Source organism: Arthrobacter sp. ISL-69 (genome assembly GCF_018613775.1).
Classification (GTDB): Bacteria; Actinomycetota; Actinomycetes; order Actinomycetales; family Micrococcaceae; genus Arthrobacter.
In genome coordinates, this window is the sequence record NZ_JAGGPO010000032.1 from 1 (window position 1) to 23,251 (window position 23,251).

22 protein-coding genes and 1 rRNA gene are annotated in these 23,251 nt (G+C 66.4%); 6 read left to right on the forward strand and 17 right to left on the reverse strand.

Annotated elements, in window-relative coordinates; genetic code table 11:
- The first annotated feature begins 66 nt into the window (after positions 1-66).
- The 3 genes from rrf (at position 67) to J7I79_RS20065 (ending at position 2,150) form a co-directional block, all read left to right on the forward strand.
- Positions 67-183: ribosomal RNA gene (gene rrf, locus J7I79_RS20055) — 5S ribosomal RNA — on the forward strand.
- A 481-nt stretch (positions 184-664) separates the two neighbouring features.
- Positions 665-1,504, forward strand: coding sequence for an SDR family NAD(P)-dependent oxidoreductase (locus J7I79_RS20060; protein ID WP_214956284.1), 840 nt, complete (start codon positions 665-667; stop codon positions 1,502-1,504).
- 136 nt (positions 1,505-1,640) lie between these two features.
- Complete coding sequence (locus J7I79_RS20065) at positions 1,641-2,150, forward strand: hypothetical protein (protein ID WP_214956286.1); 510 nt, start codon at positions 1,641-1,643, stop codon at positions 2,148-2,150.
- Positions 2,151-2,234: 84 nt separating this feature from the next.
- Here J7I79_RS20065 and J7I79_RS20070 read toward each other — a convergent pair whose 3' ends face one another.
- The 5 genes from J7I79_RS20070 to J7I79_RS20085 form a co-directional block, all read right to left on the reverse strand.
- Positions 2,235-4,379, reverse strand: a complete 2,145-nt coding sequence (locus J7I79_RS20070) for a bifunctional diguanylate cyclase/phosphodiesterase (RefSeq protein ID WP_214956288.1) — start codon at positions 4,377-4,379, stop codon at positions 2,235-2,237.
- Between the two features lie 193 nt (positions 4,380-4,572).
- Complete coding sequence (locus J7I79_RS20075; RefSeq protein ID WP_311380619.1) at positions 4,573-6,021, reverse strand: UDP-glucose/GDP-mannose dehydrogenase family protein; 1,449 nt, start codon at positions 6,019-6,021, stop codon at positions 4,573-4,575.
- A complete protein-coding gene (locus J7I79_RS20080) occupies positions 6,018-7,226 on the reverse strand; it encodes a glycosyltransferase family 1 protein (protein ID WP_311380620.1) in 1,209 nt (402 codons plus the stop codon). The genes J7I79_RS20075 and J7I79_RS20080 overlap by 4 nt, the downstream gene beginning before the upstream one ends.
- A 226-nt stretch (positions 7,227-7,452) precedes the next feature.
- Positions 7,453-7,581: a hypothetical protein gene (locus tag J7I79_RS24665; protein WP_285291486.1), complete on the reverse strand. Its 129-nt coding sequence runs from the start codon at positions 7,579-7,581 to the stop codon at positions 7,453-7,455.
- An 89-nt stretch (positions 7,582-7,670) separates the two neighbouring features.
- Entirely contained in the window at positions 7,671-8,561 is an 891-nt protein-coding gene (locus tag J7I79_RS20085; RefSeq protein WP_214956290.1) for a hypothetical protein, read from the reverse strand.
- Positions 8,562-8,739: 178 nt separating this feature from the next.
- Here J7I79_RS20085 and J7I79_RS20090 point away from each other — a divergent pair, with 178 nt between their 5' ends.
- On the forward strand, positions 8,740-8,919 hold the full coding sequence (locus tag J7I79_RS20090) for a hypothetical protein (protein WP_214956292.1): 180 nt from the start codon (positions 8,740-8,742) through the stop codon (positions 8,917-8,919).
- 41 nt (positions 8,920-8,960) lie between these two features.
- On the opposite strand, the gene J7I79_RS20095 is transcribed toward J7I79_RS20090, so the two are convergent.
- From J7I79_RS20095 to J7I79_RS20150, 12 genes are all read right to left on the reverse strand, one after another.
- The gene (locus tag J7I79_RS20095) at positions 8,961-9,209 is read right to left on the reverse strand and encodes a hypothetical protein (protein WP_104172816.1); all 249 of its coding nucleotides are present in this window, start codon (positions 9,207-9,209) and stop codon (positions 8,961-8,963) included.
- Positions 9,202-10,650 carry a flotillin family protein gene (locus tag J7I79_RS20100; RefSeq protein ID WP_214956294.1) on the reverse strand — a complete coding sequence of 483 codons (1,449 nt, stop codon included), beginning with the start codon at positions 10,648-10,650 and terminating at the stop codon, positions 9,202-9,204. Before J7I79_RS20100 ends, J7I79_RS20095 begins: the two co-directional genes overlap by 8 nt.
- 330 nt (positions 10,651-10,980) lie before the next feature.
- Positions 10,981-11,307 carry a ferredoxin gene (gene fdxA, locus J7I79_RS20105; protein WP_214956296.1) on the reverse strand — a complete coding sequence of 109 codons (327 nt, stop codon included), beginning with the start codon at positions 11,305-11,307 and terminating at the stop codon, positions 10,981-10,983.
- Between the two features lie 6 nt (positions 11,308-11,313).
- Complete coding sequence (locus tag J7I79_RS20110) at positions 11,314-12,822, reverse strand: aldehyde dehydrogenase family protein (protein WP_214956297.1); 1,509 nt, start codon at positions 12,820-12,822, stop codon at positions 11,314-11,316.
- Positions 12,823-12,849: 27 nt separating this feature from the next.
- Complete coding sequence (locus tag J7I79_RS20115; protein WP_214956299.1) at positions 12,850-13,638, reverse strand: SDR family oxidoreductase; 789 nt, start codon at positions 13,636-13,638, stop codon at positions 12,850-12,852.
- Positions 13,638-14,648: a dihydrodipicolinate synthase family protein gene (locus J7I79_RS20120; protein ID WP_251043071.1), complete on the reverse strand. Its 1,011-nt coding sequence runs from the start codon at positions 14,646-14,648 to the stop codon at positions 13,638-13,640. The genes J7I79_RS20115 and J7I79_RS20120 overlap by 1 nt, the downstream gene beginning before the upstream one ends.
- Before the next feature lie 26 nt (positions 14,649-14,674).
- Entirely contained in the window at positions 14,675-15,481 is an 807-nt protein-coding gene (locus J7I79_RS20125) for an enoyl-CoA hydratase-related protein (protein ID WP_214956301.1), read from the reverse strand.
- Positions 15,478-16,776 carry a CaiB/BaiF CoA-transferase family protein gene (locus tag J7I79_RS20130; protein ID WP_214956303.1) on the reverse strand — a complete coding sequence of 433 codons (1,299 nt, stop codon included), beginning with the start codon at positions 16,774-16,776 and terminating at the stop codon, positions 15,478-15,480. The genes J7I79_RS20125 and J7I79_RS20130 overlap by 4 nt, the downstream gene beginning before the upstream one ends.
- Entirely contained in the window at positions 16,773-18,155 is a 1,383-nt protein-coding gene (locus J7I79_RS20135; protein ID WP_214956305.1) for an FAD-dependent oxidoreductase, read from the reverse strand. The genes J7I79_RS20130 and J7I79_RS20135 overlap by 4 nt, the downstream gene beginning before the upstream one ends.
- Positions 18,156-18,166: 11 nt before the next feature.
- Positions 18,167-19,495 (reverse strand): MFS transporter, encoded by a 1,329-nt coding sequence (locus tag J7I79_RS20140; protein ID WP_214956307.1) that lies wholly within the window; start codon positions 19,493-19,495, stop codon positions 18,167-18,169.
- A gap of 164 nt (positions 19,496-19,659) precedes the next feature.
- On the reverse strand, positions 19,660-20,265 hold the full coding sequence (locus J7I79_RS20145) for a helix-turn-helix domain-containing protein (protein ID WP_214956309.1): 606 nt from the start codon (positions 20,263-20,265) through the stop codon (positions 19,660-19,662).
- A 311-nt stretch (positions 20,266-20,576) separates the two neighbouring features.
- Entirely contained in the window at positions 20,577-21,038 is a 462-nt protein-coding gene (locus J7I79_RS20150; RefSeq protein ID WP_214956311.1) for a DUF4383 domain-containing protein, read from the reverse strand.
- A gap of 141 nt (positions 21,039-21,179) precedes the next feature.
- On the opposite strand from J7I79_RS20150, the gene J7I79_RS20155 reads away from it, so the two are divergent.
- Together J7I79_RS20155 and J7I79_RS20160 are read left to right on the forward strand one after the other, a co-directional pair.
- Positions 21,180-21,833 (forward strand): hypothetical protein, encoded by a 654-nt coding sequence (locus tag J7I79_RS20155; protein ID WP_214956313.1) that lies wholly within the window; start codon positions 21,180-21,182, stop codon positions 21,831-21,833.
- A gap of 62 nt (positions 21,834-21,895) precedes the next feature.
- Positions 21,896-23,212, forward strand: coding sequence for a DUF6350 family protein (locus J7I79_RS20160; RefSeq protein ID WP_214956315.1), 1,317 nt, complete (start codon positions 21,896-21,898; stop codon positions 23,210-23,212).
- The last annotated feature ends 39 nt before the right edge of the window (positions 23,213-23,251 follow it).

A 23,251-nucleotide genomic window follows, 5' to 3' on the forward strand; every position in this document is an offset into this window, starting at 1 on the left:
ACCACTAATGTTGTAACCACAGGTTTTCCCAACCCCCAGCCATGCCGGGGGTCCGGGTAGAAGGGTTACGGCGGTCATAGCGTGGGGGAAACGCCCGGTCCCATTCCGAACCCGGAAGCTAAGACCCACAGCGCCGATGGTACTGCACCCGGGAGGGTGTGGGAGAGTAGGTCACCGCCGGACAACCATTAGGTCGAGAGCCCCAACCAGGGAACTGGTTGGGGCTCTCCCACGTTAACCACCCCCACACCGGCCCACCACCGGACCGGAACACCACCAAAAACCCGAACAGCCAGGACCCCCTCCCACATCCTGCACCCTTCCCGGGCACCCTCTCCCACCCCCTGCACAGGCCGGCCGGGCACCCAAACCCCACACCGCCGTCGTCATTCAGCGGAAACCGAGAGAGCGTCCGCGATTCTCCCGCAAAAAATGAGAGAGCGTCCGGGATTCTCCCTCAAAAACCGAGAGAGCGTCCGCGATTCTCCCGCAAAAAGTGAGAGGGCATCCGGGATTTTCCCGCGAAAAGTGAGAGAGCGTCCGCGATTCTCCCGCAGGAACTGAGAGAACGTGGTCGGAACACCAGTGGCGCCACCCTCGTTGTACTGACTGGGCTCGGGACGCCGGCTATCGGCACGCTCCACCATCGATTGGGAGACACTTCATGGCTGCACGGACCATCGTTATTACCGGAGCGAGCGACGGCATCGGAGCCTCCGCCGCGCGGACGCTGGCGAAGGCAGGGGAGCGGGTCGTCGTCGTCGGGCGTTCTGCGGAAAAGACCCGGGCGGTGGCGGAAGGGATCGGCGCTGACTATTTCGTCAGCGACTTCGCTGAGCTGTCCCAGGTGCGCACGCTTGCTGCACAGCTGAGCGAAAAGTACCCGCGGATCGACGTTCTGGCGAACAACGCCGGCGGAATCATGGGCAATCGTGAGCTGACCGTGGATGGCCACGAGAAGACTTTCCAAGTGAACCACCTGGCGCCGTTCCTGCTGACCAACGAGCTGATGGACGTGCTGACGGCGAGCAATGCGACGGTGATCAACACGTCGAGCGCGGCGAACGCTTTCGGGTACGTGGATATCGATGACCTTGACGCCGCTGGCAAATACTCCACCAGCAAGGCCTACGGGACCTCCAAGCTCGAAAACATCCTGTTCACCACCGAGTTGCACCACCGGTACAACGCAGCCGGCATTTCCACGGCCGCGTTCCACCCGGGCGGCGTGGCCACCAACTTCGCGGCGGAATCGACCAGCTGGTTCCGGTTCGCCTATAAAACATTCATCAAACGCTTCATGCTGACCCCGGAGCAGGGAGCAGACACCCTCGTGTGGCTCGCCACCACCACGCCCGGGCAGGACTGGGTTTCCGGCGCCTACTATGCCAAGCGAGCACTGGCCAAAGCCAACAAACAGGCCTACGACGCCCAGCTGGCGCGGCAGCTGTGGGATAGAAGTGAAGCTCTGGTCAGCACGGACAAGATCGACCAGCGAAGCTGACTCAGGGGTAGGCGCGCCCCAGGCTCAGGGGCCGAGCGCATGATTCGTAGGCACGGTTATCCACATACCGCTTGGCCTCCGTTCCGCTTGCCCCTGTGCCCTCATAGCGTGGTGACATTCGCTATGAGGGGGAACCATGAAGAAGTTCATCGCTGCGCTGGCCATCGCTACCGCACTGGGGCTGGTTGGGTGCTCGCTGCCTGTGGAAGGGCCCGCGGCGCCCACAGCTGAGGGGCGGGCTCCAGATTCGTCCGCAGCGGCCGAGGCTCTTGAGCACCCCACCGTAGAGTCTTCGGATCCACCGCCCATCATCGTTCAAAGGCCGGCCCCGGACGCACAGCAGTCCGAGCCGGTTCCAACAATGAGCGTCGACGAAGTCTGCAGTGTGTGGAAACAAGGCTTCAAGGTGCTCAACGAGGGAAGCGTTCCCCCGAAGGAAGCTATGGTGACCTTGGAGAAGGTCACCGCAGCGGCTCCTCCGGAAATCCGGGTCCAATCCGGCATCGCGACTCGGATCCTGTGGAGCCAAATCCTGCATCCCAGCAATCAGCCGGCATCGGCAGAGACCATGGGATACCTGGCAGCCCTGCGCCAGGCCTGTTACGACCTGACCGGAATCGACGTGGTCGAGGGACTCGACGGGTAGTGCGGGCCCGTCGATCGCGTCGATCCGTCGCGCCAGTCAGCCGTCGAGCCCTCCGTCCGGTCAGCCGTCGAGCCCCCCGCCCGGTCAGCCTTCGAGCCGGACGCCCCGCATCTCGTCGATGGCGTCGGCTGAGCGGAGCAGCGCGAGTTCCAGGCCGGACTCGGGTTCAGGGTGGGAGAACAGATAACCCTGCAGGGAATCGCAGTCCAGGTTGGTCAGGTAGGTCGCCTGCGCCGTGGTCTCGATGCCTTCCGCTGTAACCGTCAGACCCAGGCTGTGGGCCATGTTGATCATGGAGTTTAGGATGGGCAGTTTCTCTGCGCCGGTGCGGACCATGGAGACAAAGGATCGGTCGATCTTCACGGCGTCCACGGGAAGATCCTGCAGCCGCCCCAGTGAGGAGTATCCGGTGCCGAAGTCGTCCAGCGCCACGCGCACCCCGGCGTCACGGAGCAGGTCCAACTGCAGGATCACGTGCGCATCCGGATCGAAGAAGACGCTCTCCGTCACTTCCAGTACCAGCTGCCGGGGATCCGCGCCGCAAGAGGCGGCCAGCTGCAAAACGCTGTCGGCGAACTTGCATTCCTTCAGCTGCACACCAGAAACGTTGACGGCTACGGAGCGCGTGGCATCCGCAGCCAGCCACGGTTGCAGCTCGGTGAAACTATGCCGCAACACGTGCAGGCCAATGGCGGAGATCAGCCCGCTGCGCTCCGCCGTCGGAATGAACTGTCCGGGCGGAATCATCTCCCCGTCCCGTTTCCAGCGGGCCAGTGCCTCAAACTGGACAACCTCACCGTGACGCGGCGAAATGACCGGCTGGTAGTGCACGAAGATTTGGCCGCCGTCTACAGCCATGCGCAGCCCGGCGTCCATATCCGTGCGCTGCACCAGCGCCGTCATCATGTCCGGCTCGAACCGCATGTACCGGTTCTTGCCGGCGGCCTTGGCGGCGTACATGGCGACGTCGGCCTGGCGGAGAAGCTCGGAGCCCGCCACAGTATCGCTGCCCACCGAGGCCAGGCCCAGGCTGAGGCTGGGTCGCAACATGGTTCCGTCAATCCACATTGGAACATTCAGCGACGCCACGATGCGTTCTGCGACGGCATCCGGTTCCGGCGAAGCTGTCAGCAGCACCACGAATTCGTCTCCGCCCAGACGGGCGACGGTGTCGTCAGGACGGACACACGAACGGAGCCTGCGCGCCACCTCCGTCAGCATTTCGTCGCCGGCGTGGTGGCCGAGGATGTCGTTGACCTCTTTGAAGTCATCCAGATCCAGCAGCAGGACATCCACCGAGATGGCCCGGTCGCCGCGGAGTGCCTCGGCGAGCTGGTCGTTGAACAGCTTGCGGTTGGCAAGACCGGTCAGTGGGTCCTGGAACGCCAGCGCCTTGAGCTGTGCTGCCTGCTCGGCGAGATCCGCCATGGCACGCTTCGCCTGGTCCTGGGCAGCCAGCCGCGGTGTAACGTCGCGGAAGCTCCACACGCGGCCCACCACCTTGTCCGCCACTTTCTGCGGGCGCGAGTACCGTTCGAAGGTTCGGCCGTCGATGAATTTCAGAACGTCATTGCTCTCCGCCAGCGGGTGGGAGTAGAGCTCGTGGACCTTGTCCAGGAAGCGTTGAGGATCTTCCAGGAGCCCGAGCACGTAGCTGATCACTGCTTCATCGTCGTGCTTTGCCAGCAATTCGCGCGGAATGCCCCACATGGACACGAACTGTTCATTGAAACCGGCGATCTGGCCGTCAGTGCCGACCACAAGGATGCCGTCAGCCGTGGACTCGAGCGTGGCGCTGAGAAGGGACATGGCCTCGCGCAGCCCGTCGTCGGGTTCCTCACGATGCTGCATGGGCCGGACCGACACAGACATGCAAAGTCCCGCAGCCGTATCCAGGAGAGCGCATGCGATCTCGCCCCTGAATTTCGTACCGTCTTTCCTGACCGCGTACGCCTCGAACGGTGAGCTGTGTCCGGATTCCTGATCCCTGCGGAGGACTTTGAACAGGCGCTGGAAACCCTGGCGGTCTCCCTCGGCAAGAATGCCCCGGTGGTCCCGGCCAACAAGTTCCTGTCTGGAGTACCCGAACAAATGCTCGGCCGCGGCATTCACGAGGACGATGGTGCCATTCTGGGCAAGCACCAAAAGGGCGTCAGGAAGTGAATCGATGATGGCCTGATAATCAGTGCCCGAAAATGCCCTTGGTTCCTGGCTTTCGTGCACCGCCATCACAGCACCCTAAAGAACACGTGAGACCGCCATTTCTTCATAGAATGTCCTCCCTCCGCACATCATAGAGTGCGAAGATCAGGACCGCTTGTCACATGAAAAAACGCCGGCAAAAAGCAACAAAGAATTCACGGCAACAAAACTTCGGCTGAGGATATTGGAGCGCCCTCACCCCTCATTGTGAATCTCAGCGCTAGGTAATCTGGACTCCCGGGCGTCCGGATCCGGCAGGAGCCCCGGTGACATGGGCAGAATCCGCGGGCTTCGTTCCTGCGAGGTTCGGCTCGAGGTCGACGACCGCGTTAGCCCCGGTCCCCAGCCCGCGCACCGTCCAGCCCGCCGCCCGCCACTCCGCAGCGTCCAGCACATTGCGTGCATCCAGCACCGTCCGGCGTCGTACCAGCGCACCCGCAACCAGCGGCGACAGCGAACGGTATTCGTCCCATTCAGTCAGCAGCAGCACCAGCTCGGCGCCTTCGAGGGCGCGGTCCGTGCACTTCTCGAACCTCAGCTGCGGGTACCGCATCCATGCATTGTTGATGGCCTTCGGATCCGTCACCGTCACGTGGGCGCCGGCCGCGGCCAGCTGCAGGGCGACGTCCAGGGCGGGGGAGTCGCGGATGTCGTCCGTTGCCGGCTTGAACGCAGCACCCAGCACTGTAACCGTCCGGCCGGCCAGGTAGCCGCCGCACAGCTCCGCGGCGATCTCCACCGTCCGCCGCCGCTGGCCCAGGTTGATGGCGTCCACCACCCCCATCCACTCGTCCACCGAATCCACTCCGAGAGCCGCGGCCTGTGCCCGGAAGCTGCGGATGTCCTTGGGCAGGCAGCCGCCTCCAAACCCCAGCCCGGCATGCAGGTACCGGCTGCCGATCCGCGGATCCAGGCCCATCGCCTCACCCAGTTCGGTGACGTTCGCGCCGGACGCGTCGCACAGCTCGGCCATCGCATTGATGAAGCTGACCTTGGTAGCGAGGTACGCGTTCGACGCCGACTTGATCAGTTCCGCCGTGGCGAAGTTGCACACCAGCCGCGGAATCCCGGCGCGCAGCAGCGGCTCGTAGACGGCATCCATCGCAGCCGTCACGCCGCGGCCTGCCCCGCTGGTGTGCTCAAACGCCGCAGCCTTTCCTCCCGGTACGCCGTAGACCAGGCGATCCGGCACCAGGGAGTCCTTCACCGCGGTCCCCTGCCGCAGGAACTCAGGGTTCCAGCCGAGCAGCACGTCGGGGCGCCCGGACAGGATCCCGGCCAGCATCTCGACCGTCCCCACCGGGACCGTTGACTTACCCACGACGGCGGAGCGCGGGGCCAGGTGCGGAAGGAGGCTTTCGGTGGCGGACACCAGGTAGCTGAGGTCGGCGCCGTCGGACGTTTTGGACTGCGGCGTACCCACGCAGAGGAAGTGCACCTGCGCGCCGGCCGCGGCAGCGAAATCCGTGGAGAACGTGAGGCGGCCGGTGGCGCGGCCGTCCTGCAGGAGCTCGTCCAGGCCCGGTTCGAAGAACGGGGCGAAACCGCGGGCCAGCTGGTCCACCTTGGCCGCGTCGACGTCGATGCCCACCACTATGTGGCCCATCGACGCCAGGGTTGCTGCGTGCACGGCACCGAGGTAGCCGCAGCCGGTCACGGAAATTCTCACACGGACACTCCTCTTTTGATTTGGACGGGCGCGACCACCGGAACGCGGCGGCTTTCTGCGAGCACGGGTGCAAGCGCAGGCTCAACCACCGGCTCGCCGGCCATCACCGCCCGGTAATGGCGCACCAACTCCGCGCTCAACGCGGGCCACGTCCGCCCCTGGACCGAGGCGTGCGCTGCCGCCGCGAACGCGCGGCGCTTGGCGTCGTCGCCCATCAGGTCCATGACATGCGCCCGCAGCCCGGCCAGGTCGCCGGGCTTGTACAGCCAGCCCGTGCGGGAATTCTCCACCAGGTCCAGCGGGCCGCCGCGTCCTGTGGCCACCACCGGCACGCCCGATGCCATGGCCTCCTGGATGGTCTGGCAGAACGTCTCGAACTCGCCGGGATGCACGAACAGGTCGAAGGACGCTACCGCCCTGGCCAGCTGCTCACCGCCGAGGAACCCCGCAAATACGGCGTCCGGCAGGGCTTCCTGCAGCGCCTCCCGCTGCGGGCCGTGGCCGACGATCACCAGCCTGGTGCCCGGCACATCGGCCAGCACGGCCAGGTCCTCCACCTGCTTTTCAACGGCAAGCCGGCCCACGTAGCCGATGATCCGCTCGCCGCCGGGGGCCACGGAGGCCCGCCACGCGTCGTCTCGCTTTCCCGGCGCAAAGCGCGCGGTATCCACACCGCGCCGCCACATGTCCACCCGCAGTACACCGCGGCCGCGAAGCTGGTTCAGCGCGAAAGTGGACGGCACCAGAGTCCGGGAAGCCAGCAGGTGGATGTTCTCCACCCGGTTCCAGGCCCAGTTCTCCATGAACGGCACCCCGTAGCGCGCCGCGTAACTGGGAACCTCGGTCTGGTAGATGGCCACAGTGGGGATCCCCAACTGGTGTGCCGCCTGCACCGCCCGCCAGCCGAGCACGAACGGGGACGCGAGGTGGACAACGTCCGGGGCGTAATCGGCAAGGATTCTCTTGACCCGGTTCACACCGCCCAACGCCACCCGCACGTTCGTGTACCCGGCCAGCGGCACCGATGGAAGCCGGTGCACGGACGCGCCGTGCACCACATCCAAGACCTCTGTGTCCTGTGTCGACGGGGCGATCACCATAACGTCATCGCCCCGGTCCTGCAGATGCTCCAGCACCCGAAGGATGGAGTGCGTAACCCCGTTCATCAGTGGCAGGAATGATTCAGCAACGATTGCGATCCTCACCCCTCCACGGTGCGCGGGGCGTGTTGCCTAACGGGGGAGCGGGAATGACGGGGAGTAGAAGGTTGGGTTAACAGCCGGGCTGAGTTGAAGCACGACGGCGGCGCTCGCCGCCGGGTGTGGCCGAGTGGCTCGTCCTCAAGGGCGGGCCCGAATTATTGCAAGGCCCGGATGCCGCCCCGTACCACCCCCCAGACGGGCGCTGGACAACATCCGGACCAGCCTGGGGTCAGCGGCCGGCCGCCGACCCTGCCCGGGCAATGGGGTTCATGGGGTCGGGCCAGTTGCCGATGGAGGCACGGGCGGGTGTGGACCGGACGATCGGGGTGGCGCTGAAGAGCTGGGCGTAGCTGGACATGACTTTTCTCCTGACTGAGTGTTGATTCCTTACGCCGACGACGGCGTGGGTGGCCATGCTCTGCCTGAAAGAGCGCAGAGGTGGCCTACTCAGTCGGGGGAAGACCCCGGATCAAATGACGGGCCCGCGGCAGGGACCAGGGCCGCGTCCCGCATGAGGCCGCTGCGGGCATCGTGCAGGATGTTCCAGAACGCCGCGACGTCGGCCGAAGCGTCGGCGCCGACGCTGCCAGAACCTGCGGACGCGGAACCGGACTGGTTCTGCAGGGCAGCGAAGCGGAACACCTGTTCGGGCTCCGCCGCGTTTGTCGGCGCGGGCGCTGCCGAAACAACGTAGCCAATGGTTGCCGCCAACGCCCGCAGCGCCTGCGTATTCGCCAGGAACTCCAACGGCGAAACCGCGCGCCGGGCCTGCTGCGGAGCGGCGGCGGTGTCCTTGGCCGCCTGCGAACCGGCACGGGCAGTTGCCTCAGGGCCGACGCGGGCGGGCGCCGCCGTCACCGCGTCAAAGCCCGACGGCGGCACGGTGGGTACCGGAACGCCCGGCAAGTCCGGCGCCAACGAGTCGACCACTGAGACAGCTGTGTCCACCGTGCCGGCCACCGTGTCCGTGTCGGTAACCACCGTGTCGGCGAGTGAGTCAGTAAGCTGCGGGGCAGCCCTGTTCACCACAACGGTCACATCAATTGCCTCGCCGGGCACGCGATCCGCGACGTTGGCCACGGCCGCCGCCGTGCCGGAGACCGGAAACGGCACGGCGGCGGCATGGGCTGGAACATCCGGGCGTGCCGGTGTGAACGTGCTGCCGGCGTCCTGCAGAACTGAAACGGTTGCCTGCTCGATCGCGCCCAGCGGGTTCGGCTCTTCGGATGCAGCATTCGCGGAGCCAGCGGCCCACGCCAGCCAGGCAACGGTCAGCAGGATGGCGAGCAGGAATGGGCGCAGGGCAACCAGGCAACGATCACGCGAAGTGCCGCCCATCCAGATCACCCCCCAGTGGCGATGGAAAATCAGGATACGCCCGGTGTTGTCAGCCGTCTAGACTTCCGCGCTTGCGGACCTAAGACGTCGGGGAATCAGGGTGCAGCGGACCAGGGCGCGGGTCCATCGGCAGCCGGATCAGATCGCCGTAAGATTGGTAACAAGAGGTGTTCCAGAAATGTCCGGGCCAATCGTCGTCGTCCTTATTTTCCTTGCCGTTGTCGCCCTCGTAGGGGTCATCGGAACGGTAGTGGTGGTCATTCGTGACGGCCGCGGACAGCTCCCTCGGGAGCAGTCCGACCGCCCCTGGATGGCCGGAAACCTGCCGAGCGTTCCGTACTCGGTGTGGCGGTTCTGACCGCAACAGGCATGATCGCAGTAGCCCACGGCCGCCCTCACTCACCGCCCGCCGTCGTGCCTCAACACCTCCGGCAGCTCGTCCACGTAGACCGTCTGCGGCGGATCAAAGTAGATGACCAGCACTTCCTCGCCCACCGCAAACACACTGGCCTTGTCGAACGGATGGGCGTGGAAGGCCATGGTGCCGCCGAGATACGGCAGCATGACTTCGCCGATGGTGCCCGGGCCGATGCGCCCGGTCACCCGTCCGATCTTTCCGGTAAGGCTGCGGTCAACGTTTTTATGCATCGGGGGCTTTCGCTGGCCTGCCGTCGCCCTGGGCAGGGCCCTTCCGCGAGTTTTTCAGCGCGGAGGAGAGGGCAGGAAGGTAGTCGCCCACCTGGGCGAGGATCCCGCCGAGCATCTTGTTGACCCCTTCGCCGCCGTTCAGCACCGTCATCTGGCCCACATGCGAGAATGGCTCGGCTGCCGCGGCGATGATGGCAGGCATGTTCTCGGCCAGCTGCTGCGAAATGACGGCGTCCTGGTTGGTCCCGAGTGCCTCGGCGCGGGCCTTGATACCCTCAGCCTCCGCGAGCGCCTTGGCCTTGATGGCCGACGCGGCAGCATCACCGCGTGCCCTGGTGGCTGCGGCTTCCGCCTCGCCGGTGACCTTCGTGGCGCCGGCAGCGGCCGCGGCAGCCGTGGCATTGGCCTGGGCCTGGAGTTCCGTCCGCCGGGCGTTCACCTGGGCTTCGAGTTCGGTGCGGCGGGCCAGTGCCTCGGCAGCACTGATGTCGGCAGCCTTCTGGCCTTCCGCGTCCGTACGCTTGGCATAGGCCTTGGCGTCCGCAGGCTTGCGGATGGTGGTCTGAAGCTTTTGCTCTTCGCGGTCCGCCTCAAGCTTGGCCACTTCGGTCTCCTGGACCACCACCTGCTGTCGGGCCGTTGCGTCCGCCAACGGGCCGGCCTGGGCGGCATTGGCCTTGGCCCGCTCGGCGTTGGCCTGCGCCACCGACTGCCGGATGGCCGAAACGCTCTGGGCGTCGGCGATGAGCGCCGCCGCCTCCGCTTCCTTCTCGGCGGCTTCGCGGTTCCTGGTGGCCTCGGCAATGCGGGCTTCCATCTTTACCTGGGCAATGTGCGGCTTGGCGATGTTCTGGATGTACCCGGTGGGGTCCTGCAGGTCCTTGATCTGGAGCGAATCCACCACCAGGCCCAGCTTCTCCATTTCCACGCCGCTGGCGCTGCGGACCTGCGAGCCGAGCTTGTCCCGCTCGCGGATGATTTCCTCCATTGTCATGCTACCGATGATCGACCGCAGGTGGCCCTCAAAGACGTTGTACACCTGGCTTTCCATTTTGGGCTGCTGGCCCAGGAAACGCCTGGCCGCATTTGCAATGAACGGCGGGGCGTCGCCGATTTTGTAAATCACCACACCTTCGACAATCACCTGGATGCCCTGCGAAGTAACGCAGGAAACTTTGAGCTCAGTTTCATTCAGGGTGAGCGACAAAGTGCGCACCGTCTGAAGCCCCGGAAATACCAGTGCACCCTTGCCGGTGACGATCTTGAAGTCCATTCCGGCCCGGGTTTCAAGGGTTCCGCGGGTGAGGCCGGAGATGATGAGGGCCTCGTTAGGTTCAGCCACTTTCCACATCAGTTTTATTGCCACCCAAATAAATCCAATGACGGCAATCGCCCCAATGAGGGCGGCAATTAGCGGGAAAAAAGCTGACAAGTCCGGCATGACCAGGTCCTTTCAGGGTTATGGAACAGGCATCGCGGTAAAGCCCCAAATGATGCAGCTGCACATTCCCTGCCACCTTGAATACGGGTAATTCCGGCCTGCCGGGCCAGCTGTTGTAGACAGTCTGATTGGCCCCCGCCCAAGAGTCCAGAGTCTGGGCGATATTTGCCTGCGGCAACGGCATCGACGCACGACGGCGGCACTTGGCTCACGTCGTCGGGCCGCGTTGGTAGCACTGGAGCCCGGCGCACGAAAAAGCCGCTCCCTCAGTTGGGGTCTGAGGGAGCGGCGGTCCATTCGGTTGGGCCTCAAGTGTCCGTTCGCGCTTGACTAGTGGGCGGGTTCGGCCACGGGGTGGGCTGCGATCACCGGGTGGTCGCGGCCCAGGTTCCCGAGGGGCGAGGCGCCCTGGGGCGACCCGAGTTCCTCGAAGAACTCCACGTTGGCCAAGACGTAGTCCGCCCACTCATCCGGAACATCGTCGGCGTAGTAAATGGCCTCCACCGGGCACACCGGATCGCACGCGCCGCAGTCCACGCATTCGGACGGGTGGATGTAGAGCGAGCGTTCGCCCTCGTAGATACAGTCCACCGGGCATTCCTCGATGCAGGCCTTGTCCTTCACATCCACGCACGGCTGCGCGATCACGTAGGTCATGGCGCGCTACACACCGGTGTAAACGGTCTTGCCCCAGGTGAAGAAGTCCAGTGCGGACTTGCCCTGTTCGCGGAACGTGTTGGTGGAGGAGTCCTTCACGCCGCCGAACGGCACGTTCAGGTCCAGGCCCGCCGTCGGCCGGTTGACCTTGACCACGCCGGCCTGGGCCCGTGCGGCGAAGTCCGTGGCGCGGGCCAGCGAATCGGTGCAGATGCCTGCGGTGAGGCCGTAGCGGGAGTCGTTGATCGCGGCGAGCCCGGCCTCGTAGTCGGCCACTTCGAGGACGGCCACCACCGGGCCGAAGATCTCCTCGGTCACGGCGGCGTCGTCGAACGGCAGCCCGGTGAGCACGGCGGCCGGGAAGAACAGCGGACGGTGCGCGTCGCCGTCGTGCGTTTCGTCCAGGATCCCGGAACCGGACAGCAGCGTGGCGCCGCGTTCGACGGCGGACCGCACCGCCGCGGTGTTCTGTTCGTGCTGCTGGCTGCTCACCACGGCCCCCATCCGGACAGCGTCCGGACCGTCAGTGTCCATGCCGTTGCCGGGAGTGTAGGCGGCGGCTTCCTCGGTGAGGGCGTCGAGGAAGGCGGAGCGGATGCCGGGGGTGACGTAGACGCGGGACGTGGCGGTGCAGGCCTGGCCGGTGAGGCCGAACGCTCCGGCAGCCACCACCTTGGCGGCCTTGCGTGCATCGGCATCGTCGAGGACCAGGACGCCGTTCTTGCCGCCCATTTCCAGCTGGACGCGGGCCCGGCGGGCGTTCAGGATCTCCTGCAGCCCCAGCCCCACGTTCGTGGAACCGGTGAAGGAGAGTCCGGCGATGCGCGGGTCGCGGGCCAGGGCGTCGCCCACCACGCGGCCCTTACCGTGCACCACGTTGAACACACCGGCGGGGAGTCCGGCGTCCTGCAGCGCACGGGCAAGGTGGGTGGCGGAGAGCGGGGTGAGCTCGGCCGGCTTGATCACCACGGCGTTGCCGCTGATCAGGGCGGGGGCAGTCTTCCAGGCCGGGATGGCGATGGGAAAGTTCCACGGCGTGATGAGCCCGACGACGCCAAGCGGTTCGCGCCGGGTGGTGATGGTGGTGTCCGGCAGGCCGCTGGGCAGGACCTCGCCGGTGGCGGCCCAGCCGAGGGAGCCGAAGAAGCGCAGCACGTCCGAGGCGCGCTTGATCTCGCCCTTGGCTTCGGCGAGGGTCTTGCCTTCCTCCCGGACCAGGTCTTCGGCGATGGCGGCCTGGCGTTCGATCAGCAGGTTGCCGGCGGTGATGAGGATGGCGCCGCGGGACGGTGCGGGCATAGCTGCCCAACCGGGCTGCGCTGCTGAGGCGGCGGTGATGGCGGCGTCCACGTCCGCTGCGGTGCCGCTGGGGGAGAGGGCTGCGAGTTCGCCCGGGCGGGCCGGGTTCATCCGTTTGGTGCCGGCCTCGCCCAGCCATTCGCCGTTGATGAGGTGCTGGGCGGTGATGAGGTCGCGGTCTGTCGCGGTCTCGGGCAAAAGTGCTGTGGAAGTCATGGGGTTCCTTCTGAAGTGTGAGGGGAGCTACAGGCTGCGGATCAGGCCGCCGTCGCACCGCAGCGCAACGCCGGTGATGTACGACGCCGGGGCGCTGCACAGGAAGGCGGCGGCGGCGCCGAATTCCTCGGGTTCGCCGTAGCGGCGGGCGGGGATGGTCTTGCGGGATTCCAGCTGGATCTCCTCCAGCGTCGTGCCGCGGCGCTTGGCGGCGGCGTGGTCGAGTTCGGCCACCCGGTCGGTCGCGATCCGGCCGGGGAGGAGCATGTTGACGGTCACGGCATCCAAGGCCACTTCGGCCGCGAGGGTCTTGAGGTAGCCGGCCAGTGCGGCACGGCCGGTGTTGGACACGGCCAGGTTGGGCAGCGGTGCCACCACTCCGCTGGAGCCGACGGCGAGGATGCGGCCCCAGCGGCGTTCCCGCATGCCCGGAAGGACCTGGGAGATCAGTGCGTGGTGCGGCTTGACCAGCAGCTCGAAGGCCGCGGCGATGTCCTCGGAGCTGAGCGTCGCGGCGGCGCCGGGCTTGGGACCGGGGCCGTTGAGCACCAGGATGTCGATGGGGCCAAGGTCCGCCACGGTCTGTTCGACGGCGGACTCGATTCCTTCGGGGGTGGTCAGGTCCGCCTCGATGGCGATGGCACCTGTGCCATACGCGGTGTGGAGGTCCGCGGCGATCTCCTTGGCGCGGTCCCGGCGCCGGCCGGTGACGGCCACGCGGACGCCCTCGGCGGACAACGCGCGGGCCACGGCCTGGCCCAGGCCTCCGGTGGAGGCTGCCACCAGGGCGGTCTTGCCTGCGATTCCCAGGTCCATCAGAAACTCCCTACAGAGGTGTGGTTGTTGGCGGCGGGTGAGCCCGCGCGTGCTTCCAGCGCGTGCGCAGCTTCCCGCAGGTGCGTCAGCATGCTGTACCGCAGCTTCTCCGGGAACGCCGCGGCCGGGGCCCGGACGCCCGCGTCCTTGATAAGGCCGCGCTTCCGCAGGCATTCCTTGCGGACGGCCAGGGCGATCTTTGCCTGCTGCTCGAAGTTGATCAGCGGCAGGTATGGCAGCAGTTGGTCGCGGGCGGCCTCATAGCCGTCGCGCTGCCAGGCCCGGACACACGCGATCAGCGCCTCCGGGTAGGAGAAACCGGTCATGGCGCCGGCCGCGCCGGCCATGAGCTCGTCCAGTAGGCCCTGCCCGCCGAGCCCGCCGAAGACGGAAACCCCGACGGCGGCCGTCAGCTCCGCGATGGCCACGCTCGTGGGCGGCGCTTCCGCTTTCACTGCGACCACGAAGCTGCACCACTTCACCACGGAAATGAGTGCAGGGGTGCTGATGGTGACGCCGCTGGCCAGGGGGTAATCCTGCAGCACCACCTTCGCGCCGGTGGCCCGGTGGATGGCATCCAGGTGTGCGATCACCACCTCGGGCCGGGCGGAGTTGGCCTGCACCATAACGGCCGCCAGGCGCTCGCCGGTCGCCGCCTGCGCTGCCTTGATTTCGTCGATGGCGGGTCGTGTGGCCAGCGCGGTGATGCCCACGACCAGCGGGAGGTTCGTGCATTCGACCGTGATTTCGAGGACCTGGCGGCGTTCCTCCGCAGTCAGTGCTGCCGCCTCGCCGAACACGCCCAGGACGGTCAGTCCCGTGGCTCCGATGGCTTCGTAGTGCTCCACCAGCTCGGACAGGCTGTCCAGGTCCACGTCCAGCGTGCTGCCCTGGAACGGTGTGGCCACGACGCCCCAGACACCGGGCGCCAGGGCCTCACGGGCCTGTGGTTCGCGGGTGAGGGACTCACGGGTGTCCTTCCCGGTGCCGTCGTTCAGTGATCCAGTCATTGAATCCTCCTCGAAGTTGGTGGGCATCAGCGGCCTGGCCAGACCGGCGGCCGCTTTTCCTGGAAGGCGTGTACGCCCTCTGCGGAGTCCTCGCTGTCCAGTGCCGCCATGAGGGCCGGCAGCCGGAGCCCGCGGGCCTCTTTGGCGGTCAGATGGCCCGTCTGCGTGACCATCTGCTTGACAGCCCGAACGGAGGTGGGGGCGCAGGCCAGGATCTGGTCCACCCAGCGCTGCACCGCGGCGTCGAGCCCGTCGGCGGGGACCACCTCGTTGACGAGGCCCATGGACTGCATTTCGGCGGCGTCAGCCTTCCGGCCGGTGAGCAGCATGCCCATCGCCTGGGTGTGGGGGATGCGCCGCACCAGCTGGTGGATGCCGCCGTCGAGTGCCAAACGCCCCACCCGCGGTTCCGTCAGCCCGAATTTCGCGTTCTCCGACGCCACCACGATGTCCGCGCCGAGCACGATCTCCATGCCGCCGCCCAGTGCATAGCCGTTGACCCGCGCGATGACCGGGATGTCGAGGCTGGTGCGCAGGCTCAGCCCGCCGAACCCGTTGGGGTCCAGGCCGGCCCAGTACTCCAAGCCGGTCTTGTCTACGGCGGCGGCGGACATGTCCGCCCCTACGCAGAAGGCGCGGGTGCCGGCGCCGGTGATGACGACGGCGCGGACGTCGGGGTCCTGCTCCAGCTGTTCCCAGATTTCGTTGAGCCGGGCCTGGGCGGTGCCGTCCACGGCGTTGAGCACGTGCTGCCGGTCGATCACCACCGTGGCCACGTGGTTTTCGATGGTCAGGGTAACCTGGTCCACTGTCTGTTCCACAACTGCTGTCACCGCAGGACACCCAGCTGCTGCAGGCGCTCGATGGTCTCCGCATCGAAGCCGTTCTCCAGCAGGACCTCCACATTGTGCTCGCCCAGCCGCGGCGCCACGCGCCGGACGGTGGGCGGGGTGGCGGAGAGCCGGATGGGCGCGTTGAGCATGCGCACGGTGCCCACGCCGGGGTGTTCGGCCTCGACGATCATCCCATTGGCCTCGGTCTGGGCGTCGGCCAGGGCCTGCTCCAGGGTGTGGACCGGGGCGTTGAGCAGCCCCTGGTCCTCCAGCTTGCCGGTCCAGTACTCGGTGGTGTTGGTGGCGATGCGCTCGCGGAAGATCGCCTGCAGCGCCGGCTTGTGCTGGAACTGCTGCTCCAGGTTGGCGAACTCGGGTCGGAGCGTGAGATCCTCCTCAAGGCCGAGGGCTTCGGAGATGCGGGCGAGCGGGTCCGGGGTGAAACCGCCCACCATGCACACGGCGCCGTCGGTGGTTTCGAAGACGCCGCTCAGGGGCATGGCGCCCCAGTTGACCTCGTAGCCGCGGTTGAGCTGCATGCACGCCTCCTGCATCTGCAGGTGCAGCATGGAGTCGTACATGGTCACCTCCACCTTCTGGCCGACGCCGGAGGTTTCCCGGGTGCGTAGCGCCAGCAGGATGCCCTGCATCAGGTGCATGCCGGTGATGTAGTCGCACAGCGTGGTGGGGTAGATGGACGGCTTCTGGTCGTCCGATTCCCGCCGCCACATCACACCCGAATAGGCCTGCGCGATCGCGTCCTGGCCCCCCTTGTGCGAGTACGGGCCCACGGGGCCGAAGCCCGTGCCGGAGGCCCAGATGATGCCGGGGTTTTCGGCCTTGAGTTCCTCGTAGCCGAAGCCCATCCGCTCCATCACGCCGGAGCGGAAGTTGCTGACCACCACGTCCGCGTCGGCCATGATGGCGTGCAGGACGTTCCGGCCTTCCTCGGTGCGGGTGTCGATGGAGACGCTGCGCTTGTTGCGGTTGATGGACAGGAAGATCGGGTTGTCCTGGCCGTCCTTGTCCGGGAACGAGTTGCGCGAGATGTCGCCGGCACCGGGGCGCTCCACCTTGATGATGTCCGCGCCGTAGTCGCCCAGGAGCTGGGTGCACGACGGGCCCATGAACACCTGGGTGAAGTCCACGATCTTGATTCCATCGAGCGGGAGCGGGGTGCCAGCGAGGAGCGGGGTGGTTGCCGCCTCAGCGGCCGTCCGGGCAGCAGCGGCGGCGGGCGCCGCCGTCGTGCGTTCCTCTTCAGTGACCGTCAGCTCAGCGGTTGCGGCGCTCATACTGCCACCGCCGCGTCGGTGTCCACGGTGGCGTTCGACGACGGGACGTCGCCCGGGTCGGCGCCGTGCCGGCGCATGCCCTGCTGGATGTCCAGTGCGGACACGTCGCGGACCAGGACGCCGTTCTCGACGGCGAGGGCAGCGGCGACGCCGACGGCCTGGCCCATGGCCATGCAGGGCGGGATCTCGCGGGACATCTTCTGCGCCTCGGGGGTGGCGGAGTAGTGCCGACCGGCCACCAGGAGCTGGTCCACTTCCTTGGGCAGCAGCGAGCGGTACGGGTAGTAGTAGTCGCGGCCGCGGGCCACGGTGTCGGCGAAGTGCCGGCGCTGCGTGACGTCGTCCTTGGTCATGACGTATTCGCCCTGCAGCAGGCGGGTCTGGCGGACGCCCATCTGGGAGGCCACGTCCAGCATGTAGCAGTTTTCGAAGCCGGGCAGGTTAGCGCGGACGTAGTCCACGGCCTCGGAGATCCGGTCGCGGGCGGCGAATTCGGCGGCGGTCATGTCGGCCGGGTCCACGCCGTCGAAGCCGGTCATGTGCGGGGCGTTGCACCAGACCACGCCGTCAATGGGGGTCTTGAGCCACCACAGTTCCCAGGCGCCGCCGAGGAGGCGCTTGATCTTGCGGTTGATGGCGCGGGCTTCCTTCGGGTTGGCCTGCTCGAACGCCTCGGCTGCATCCGTGTTTACGTTCCCCAAGCGGAAGACCAGCGTGGTGAGGTAGTTGTCCTTGGCGTAGCCGGCGCCGGCCCGGGAGGCGACGTCGATATCGCCGGTGGTGTCGATGACGATGTCCGCCATGAAGGCCTGCGGGCCCAGCTTGGTCTCGCAGATGACGCCCTTGATCACGCCGTTGTCCACGATGGGGCGGGAGAACCAGGAGTGCAGGCGCAGGTCCACGCCGGCCTCGCGGACCAGGTCGTTGGAGACGCGCTTCCAGCCGTCCGGATCGAATGCCGCGGCGTAGCAGATGGGTTTGGGGTTGGTATGGGAGTGGAAGTCGAAGGTGCCGTAGCGGCCCCACTTGTTCCAGAGTTCCTCGGAGGTCTTGCGGTCATCGGCCGGCGGGACGACGGCGAGGCCCAGTTTCTGCAGGCGCTCCACGTATTCGGACACAATGCCCGTGACGGTGATTTCCTGGCCGTTGATCATGTCGTCCAGCACCAGGACCATGCCGCCGGAGGCCAGGCCGCCGAGCGATGAGTAGCGTTCCAGCAGGGTCACCTTGGCGCCGGAGCGGGCCGCGGTGACGGCGGCGGCCACGCCTGCGGGGCCACCACCCACCACGAGGACGTTGGAGCGGGAGATGACGGGGGCGGTGAGGTCCGCCGTCGTGGTGGCGAGTTCCAGCGAGCTGAATGTTGTGGGGGAGTTCATGGGAGGGATCCTTAGTTTCCGACGAAGAGGCCGTTGGTGCGGCGGGCGGCGAGGTAGAAGACGATGCTGAGGATGGACAGGACGGCCACGTAGACCGGGAAGACCCAGCTCAGGTTCATGGACTGGAGCCACACCAGCAGGTAGGAGGCGGTTCCGCCGAAGAGGGCCACGCCGATGCCGTAGCCGAGGGCCACTCCGGCGCCGCGGCAGTTCTTGGGCATCAGGGACGAGCTGACCACGTTGTAGAGGGTCATGTTCAGGACCAGGACCAGGGAACCGCCGAGGAGGACTGCTGCGAAGCCGCCGATGCCGGGCTGGACGTACATGAGCATGAGGAACACGGACGGGATGGCCAGGATGCGGGTGATCAGGAACCAGCGGGACATGGACCGGCCGTCGGCCAGCTTGCCGATGATCCAGCTGCCCGCCACCAGGATGAGGCCGAGAACGGTGGTCAGGGCGAAGACAGCAGTGGGATCTTCCTTGAACCCGCTGCGTGCTGCGCTGGGAAGGCCGACGTTCCAGGCGTAGTTGTAGGCCTGGGCGGCGCCCACCACGAAGATGATGGCCAGGACGGAGAGCCAGTGCTTGCGGACTCCGGTCCAGACGGCGCCGGGGGTGTTGGTGGCCATTTCCTCGGGCTTCAGGGTTTCCGGCAGGGATCGGCGGAGGTAGAGCACCACGAAGCCGAAGAGGGCGCCGATGATGAACGGCACCCTCCAGCCCCAGTCGGCCATCACGGCCCCGCCGAGGGTGAGGCTGCAGAGGAAGCTGACCAGTGAGGCCAGCAGGATGCCGATGTTGACGTAGAAGGACATGATGCCGGCCACGTAGCCTTCGCGGCCTTCCGGCACCAGCTCAACGGCGTGGGAGGTGGAGAGCGGTGCTTCGATGCCCGTGGAGATGCCCTGCAGGACGCGGCAGACCAGGAGGATGATGCCGGCCCAGGCGCCGATCTGCTGGTAGCTCGGCGTGACGGCGATGATCAGCGTGGTGCCGGCCATCAGCATGATGGACAGCAGCATCACGCGGCGGCGGCCGACGCGGTCCGCCAGGGTGCCCAGCAGGATGCCGCCCAGCGGACGGAAAGCGAAGCCGACGGCGAACACGGCCAGGGCGTTCAGCGTGGCGGAGAGCGGATCGGTGTTGGGGAAGAAGTTGGGGCCGATGAAGGCCGAGAGGAGGCCGAAGACCATCCAGTCGTACCACTCGAGGGCGTTGCCCAGGCCCAGTCCCAGCAGGCCTTTGCGGACCTCGGGGGAGAATTTTTCGGATGAGCGGGTGGGGGACGCGACTACTTTGTCTGTCCCTCGGGGGTCTGTCGTTTGTGTGTCGAGCATGGAAGTGTCCTTACGCTTACGCCACAAAGGGCGTGGGAGGGTATGACGCATCGATGTCTTGGGGGCAGGACGGAAGATGCGAAGGATGCAAGGACTGTCGGCGGGCACGGTTCAGGCCCGGACAGTGGGTGTAAGACGGTAACGGCCGGTTGGGGTCGGCGGATTTACCACGCGTGCGGTGCGTTAACCCAGATCGCTACGCATACCTCTTCGTAGCTGTTTTTGTACCAGTGAGGGATTTCCGATGAATATGTGATCGAATCGCCCTCGCTCAGGCTGTGGCAGACGCCGTCAAGGTAGACGTCCTTCCGGCCTGAGACGATGTAGCAGAACTCCTCGCCGCTGTGGCTGAAGGGGTTCGAGCTTGTGTCGTGTCCGGGCGGCGTCATGATCCACTGGGCTTCGATGCCGCCGTTGAGGCCGGGGGTGAGCAGCTCGTGCACTGCTTCGCCGACGGATTCGCGGGTGACGCCCTTGAGGTTGCGCCGTTCGGATTTGCGGACCACGGGGGACTTGGAGGCTTCCTGTCCGATGAAGAATTTCCCCACCGGAATGTCCAGGCCGTGGGCCAGTTGCGCCAGGGTGGTGAAGGAAGGATTGGCCATGCCGCGTTCGATCTGGCTGACGATCGCCTGGCTGAGGCCGGTGATCTCCGAGAGCTTGGCCAGCGTCATGCCTTTTTCCTTGCGCATGGCGCGGACTTTGTTGCCGACAGTGGCAAGCAGCGCGCTTGTGGCGGCCGGTGCACCGTTCATAGTCTCGGTGGTCATTGGGATTCCTCCATTGGGTGACCTGACTCACATAACTATAGTGAAGATTTTTAGCGAGTCAATGTTTTCCATTGATTAAAGTGAAAATCTTCACAGGAATGAAGATTCCGGGCGCCCGAGAGCTCCAGGTCCGCCCCCGACCACCCGCCGTCGGCCGCTCCGCCCCACAATGCTCCCCTTAAAGCAAAAAGCTGGTGCAGCCGCCTGCGTCTACGCAGGGCAACTGCACCAACCGGTGGTTAAAACATTTCAGATTGCTATGAATCGTTCCTCATTAGCGGCTCCTTATGTCCCGGCTTACGCGATCCGGGCTACCTGCGGTCCTCGGCCAGATGCCTCGAGAGGATCCAGCCGGCGCCAATCATCAGCACGCCCAGCACCATGTGGGTCCAGTTATCCATAGTGTTCAGCGACAGGAAATTGGCTGCCGATCCCACTCCGACACTGAGCCCGAAAATGCTGAGGACGATGTACAGCGCACCAAAGCCCATCAGGAAGTTCCGGGCGCCCATTCCATTGCGGGACATCGCCCAGCCCGTTGCACCGATGACCAGCTGCACAATGTTCAGCAGCATGGATACCTGGAACAGGCTAAGGAACATGGCGTGCGAATCAGGTCCAAGGAACCTCAGTTCGCTGTACTGCTGGGTAATGCCCGGGATGAACCCCAGGACACCCACCAACATCAGGACAATACCTACACCCATGCCAACGTTCTGGACATCCGTGCGACCAAAGTGAACGCCATGTGCATGTGGGGATGCGGTAGTCATTTTTCTGCCTCCAACCACTGTTTGCGGACATACCAATTTTACGGCTGAGTAATGAAAAAAGCGCTTGGGGCATGGGGACTTCGGCCCAGCGACAGAACCGCCCTGTTCTGCTGAACTGGCAGGACCATGCGCCCTGTAACCGTGATTCTCCGAACCCTTGTGGCCGCCGTCGTGCTGCTGTCCGCCGCCGGCTGCAGCGTGGCCGTCCCTGCCGGCAACGCCCCCGCTGTCGGTGCGTTGAGAATGAGCGAGCAAACGTTGGAGGACGGAGCAGCGGCGGGGGAGCCGCCGTCGGGCGGGGCCGCCTCCCAAGGGGCGCCGGCGCCGGCTGCTCCCAAGGCCAATGCCCGTCCGCTGAACAGGGCCGAGCAGCTCCTGCCCAAGGTGAACGCGCAGCCGTGGGCGGCGCCGCTGCCCGTTGTGGTCCAGTCGGCCAGCAAGGACATGCAGTGCTCCATCGACGCGGACGGCGCCGCCTGCCACCTGCTCACTGACGTCGCACCCCGGCCCGGTGATATCAGGGGCCAGTGCACCGGCCTCAGCGAGTACTACGGCGGTTATGCGGTGGTGACGCTCGACGGCGGCGCCCAGTACGGGCTGTGCGGCAACGGAACGTCCCCCATGGAGGCGGAGGAAGTGGCCGGGCCGGCATTCCCGGGGCCGTGGATCCAGGACGGCCAGACGGTGCGGCTGGGCAATATGGTGTGCGAACGGGCGCCGGGCGCCATGACCTGCGCACATCTTCGGACCGGGCACGGCTTCATGATCAGCAAGGACAACTACGAGCTCTGGTAACTCCGCCGTTTGAGCCTGTCGTGGGCGGGCCACGGGCGCCTCCCGTGACACCATGGAACACGATGAAACTGCGCGCTGATCAGACCGGAGACCGTGGCATTCCCATGCCCTTGTGGCTGCAGGGAGCGCTTGAATCGGCGCAGGCGGCGGTCATCTCCGCGCTGGTGGTGCTGGCACCCATCGTGGCCGTGTGGGCCACGGCCGGATTCCAGAACAATAACTTCGATGCCCTGGCGCGGCTTGGCGGGCAGGCCTGGCTCCTGATCCACGGCGTGCCGCTGCACCTGACGATGGTGGCGGGGGAGGCTGCGGCACAGACCGAGTCGGGCACGCTTTCGCTGATCCCGCTGGGCCTCACCCTCATCCCGTTCCTGCTCGCGTGGCGCGCCGGCCGGCGCCTGGCCCGGGCTTCCTATACGGACCAGCTGTGGCAGGCGCTGCTGGGTTCGTGGCTGGTGTACGGCGGGTTCGGCATGGCCACGGGTTTCGTGTGCCGCACGGACGACGTCGCCATCTTCCTGTGGTTCGCCGGCCTCGTGCCGCTGATTCCGTTCGGCCTGGGCATGGTGGTGGGCGCCCGGCGCGAAGCTGGGTCCTGGAGCCGGCTCATCGGCGTCGACGCAGCGAACTGGATCGCCCGGACCAGCCAGCATTCCCGCTGGGCCGGGTCCTACCTTGGGTCCTCGATCAAGGCCGGATTCGTGGCGCTGATGGCCGCGTTCACCATGTCCGCGGCGCTGCTTGCCGTGGACCTGTTCATCCACTGGGACCTTGTGATCGCGGTCTACGAAGGGCTCGACGCCGGTGCCATGGGCGGTGCCGTGCTCACCATCGCGCAGCTCGGCTTCCTCCCCAACCTGGCCGTCTTTGCGCTCGCCTGGACGTCCGGGTCCGGCTTCGCCCTGGGCGTCGGCTCGCAGGCGGGCCCGCTCGGAACAGCGGTTGGCCCGCTGCCGTCCATCCCGGTGTTCGCCGCGCTGCCCGCCGGACCGCTGGACTACGGCTTCGTGGCGCTGGTGGTACCGGTCCTCGCCGGCGCGCTGGCCGGCTGGTGGTTCCTGCGCGAAGGCGAAAACCACTTCGACGAATGGCTGTCCATCAAGGTCCGGGCCCGCTGGTTCACGGCATCGGCCTCAACCCTGGCCCTCGGTGCGATCATCGGCGCGGCGGCGGGACTGATGGCCGGCGGCATGGCCTGGGTGGCGCGTGGATCGGCCGGGCTGGGCCGCCTCACGGACATCGGCCCGGACCCGCTGAGCACCTCGCTGTGGCTGGCCGCGGAGGTGGGGATCGGCGTCGTCATCGGTTACGCGGCGGGACCCTGGCTGGAACGCCAGCAGAAGCTGCGCGAAGCGGACCTGGAAGCGTCGCAGCCGTAGGAGGTCCCGCCGTCGGGCGCTACCGTCGGATGTTTAGCC

What these genes read in the sequence shown, in the direction of transcription:
- J7I79_RS20060 (WP_214956284.1), top strand. Translation starts at nt 665, where the DNA reads ATGGCTGCACGGACCATCGTTATTACCGGAGCGAGCGACGGCATCGGA.
- J7I79_RS20065 (WP_214956286.1), top strand. Translation starts at nt 1,641, where the DNA reads ATGAAGAAGTTCATCGCTGCGCTGGCCATCGCTACCGCACTGGGGCTG.
- J7I79_RS20070 (WP_214956288.1), bottom strand. Translation starts at nt 4,379, where the DNA reads ATGGCGGTGCACGAAAGCCAGGAACCAAGGGCATTTTCGGGCACTGAT.
- J7I79_RS24665 (WP_285291486.1), bottom strand. Translation starts at nt 7,581, where the DNA reads ATGTCCAGCTACGCCCAGCTCTTCAGCGCCACCCCGATCGTCCGGTCC.
- J7I79_RS20085 (WP_214956290.1), bottom strand. Translation starts at nt 8,561, where the DNA reads ATGGGCGGCACTTCGCGTGATCGTTGCCTGGTTGCCCTGCGCCCATTC.
- J7I79_RS20090 (WP_214956292.1), top strand. Translation starts at nt 8,740, where the DNA reads ATGTCCGGGCCAATCGTCGTCGTCCTTATTTTCCTTGCCGTTGTCGCC.
- J7I79_RS20095 (WP_104172816.1), bottom strand. Translation starts at nt 9,209, where the DNA reads ATGCATAAAAACGTTGACCGCAGCCTTACCGGAAAGATCGGACGGGTG.
- J7I79_RS20100 (WP_214956294.1), bottom strand. Translation starts at nt 10,650, where the DNA reads ATGCCGGACTTGTCAGCTTTTTTCCCGCTAATTGCCGCCCTCATTGGG.
- fdxA (WP_214956296.1), bottom strand. Translation starts at nt 11,307, where the DNA reads ATGACCTACGTGATCGCGCAGCCGTGCGTGGATGTGAAGGACAAGGCC.
- J7I79_RS20110 (WP_214956297.1), bottom strand. Translation starts at nt 12,822, where the DNA reads ATGACTTCCACAGCACTTTTGCCCGAGACCGCGACAGACCGCGACCTC.
- J7I79_RS20115 (WP_214956299.1), bottom strand. Translation starts at nt 13,638, where the DNA reads ATGGACCTGGGAATCGCAGGCAAGACCGCCCTGGTGGCAGCCTCCACC.
- J7I79_RS20120 (WP_251043071.1), bottom strand. Translation starts at nt 14,648, where the DNA reads ATGACTGGATCACTGAACGACGGCACCGGGAAGGACACCCGTGAGTCC.
- J7I79_RS20130 (WP_214956303.1), bottom strand. Translation starts at nt 16,776, where the DNA reads ATGAGCGCCGCAACCGCTGAGCTGACGGTCACTGAAGAGGAACGCACG.
- J7I79_RS20135 (WP_214956305.1), bottom strand. Translation starts at nt 18,155, where the DNA reads ATGAACTCCCCCACAACATTCAGCTCGCTGGAACTCGCCACCACGACG.
- J7I79_RS20140 (WP_214956307.1), bottom strand. Translation starts at nt 19,495, where the DNA reads ATGCTCGACACACAAACGACAGACCCCCGAGGGACAGACAAAGTAGTC.
- J7I79_RS20145 (WP_214956309.1), bottom strand. Translation starts at nt 20,265, where the DNA reads ATGACCACCGAGACTATGAACGGTGCACCGGCCGCCACAAGCGCGCTG.
- J7I79_RS20150 (WP_214956311.1), bottom strand. Translation starts at nt 21,038, where the DNA reads ATGACTACCGCATCCCCACATGCACATGGCGTTCACTTTGGTCGCACG.
- J7I79_RS20160 (WP_214956315.1), top strand. Translation starts at nt 21,896, where the DNA reads ATGAAACTGCGCGCTGATCAGACCGGAGACCGTGGCATTCCCATGCCC.